At 30.8% G+C, this 1,007-nt stretch carries 1 protein-coding gene; it reads right to left on the bottom strand.

Annotated elements, in window-relative coordinates; translation table 11 throughout:
* Window positions 1-18: 18 nt before the first annotated feature.
* The coding region (locus C1715_RS00065) for a UPF0236 family transposase-like protein (RefSeq protein ID WP_102398658.1) at window positions 19-1,007 on the bottom strand (989 nt) is incomplete at its 5' end.

Raw genomic sequence — 1,007 nt, 5'->3', positions numbered from 1 at the left:
CATAATTTTATACTTTTATTAAATAAATCCTAAGTCATTAAACCCTTTATTTTCAACTAAGGCTCTTATTGCCTTGCGACCATTTGTATTGGCGCAGCCTGTAAATGGCATCTTCCCTTGGTGTATTGGGTATACTTTGCCTTTACCAACTTTCTTATTTACATCAGCTGCTGTTAATGTAATCATTTCTGTTATTTTTTCTAGCTCATCATCTGAAATAACACTAGAACACATTTCATTTACTACATTGTATATTCTTTTACTTGCCTTTTCAGCTAGTATTTTAGCTAAATTATTAGCACCTCTAATTGACCAACTCATTTTTCTTCCTTTCATTCTTTGAGCTAATACATCACAGATATTATGCTCCATTGTGCCTAAATTTCTGTATTCTAATCCTTCCGGCGCCTTCGGCATTTTAATTTCTTTCCTTAGCTTATATGGCTTTAATCCTATCTTGTTATCAAAAAAATACATGTATAGCTTTTCTAATTTCTTAAATTTATTTTCATCGTCACTATACTTAATCATTAGATTTGTTATATACTCAAAGCTTTCTTCTACTTTTCCTTCATTTAACATTTTTATTAATTTATGAGCTTCTTTTTTATCTTGTATGGCTCTTATTATAGCCTGACTTCTATGAAATGGATCTAGTTGAAAATACACACCTTCTTCTCCTAAACTTTGTTTTATCCATGATGCTCCATCTCCATTTAAAATTCTTGTATCTATTTCATCTATATTATAAATTTCAGCAATACTAGCATCACTAAGCTCTTTAAATTTTTTACTACTATCAAAACTAGCCCAAGCTATTTTATTTTCAACTACATAAGCATCTTTACTACCATTTCTCTTCTTCCAGCCTTCATAGCTTACTCCAAGCTTCAGTTCTTTCTTTTTAGACTTTTTTCCTTTAGGTCTGTCTTTTCCTTGGATGCTCAACCAGATTCCATCCATTTCTTGAAACAAAACTTCAACTTCTTTCTTACCATTTAACTTTC

The sequence above is a fragment of the Haloimpatiens massiliensis genome, from assembly GCF_900184255.1.
Taxonomy (GTDB): domain Bacteria; phylum Bacillota; class Clostridia; order Clostridiales; family Clostridiaceae; genus Haloimpatiens; species Haloimpatiens massiliensis.
The sequence above is the reverse complement of the archived record's forward strand: the minus strand, read 5'-3'. Positions and strand labels throughout refer to the sequence as shown.